Origin of the sequence: Dietzia sp. Die43 (assembly GCF_024519835.1) — a bacterium.
Classification (GTDB): domain Bacteria; phylum Actinomycetota; class Actinomycetes; order Mycobacteriales; family Mycobacteriaceae; genus Dietzia; species Dietzia kunjamensis.
The window spans coordinates 1-360 of the sequence record NZ_JALJRF010000083.1 but is presented as its reverse complement, the minus strand read 5'-3'; the positions used below and the strand labels follow the sequence as shown (position 1 = coordinate 360).

At 51.1% G+C, this 360-nt stretch carries 1 protein-coding gene; it reads right to left on the bottom strand.

The features are described 5' to 3' along the window. Positions 1 to 360, bottom strand: a 360-nt coding sequence (locus NR111_RS18905) for a hypothetical protein (protein WP_256821644.1), incomplete at both ends; no start/stop codon positions are given.

Below are 360 nucleotides of genomic sequence, written 5' to 3'. Positions count from 1 at the left end.
TTCTTGACCTCGTAGACCGCTCGCTCCAGGCGCCGTGCGTCCTCCGCGGCCGTCTCCTCCCTCCCTTTTTTCTCTCCTTTCCTTCTCTCCTTTTCTTTCTTTTTCTCTCTCCCCTCTTCTTTCTCCTTCTCTTTTTCTTTTTTTCCTTTCTCCCTTCTTTCTCTCTCTCCCTTCTCTTCCCTTTTTCCTCCTTCCCCTCTCTCTTTTCTTTCCTCTCCTCCTTCTTTCCCTTTCTTTTTTTCTTTTCCTCCCCCTCCTCCTTTTTCCCTTTCCTTTCCTTTTTCCTCCTCTTCTTCCTCCCTTCTTCTTCCTCCTCCCCCTCTTTCTCTTCCTCTCCCCCCCTCCTCTCCTCCCCCCCCC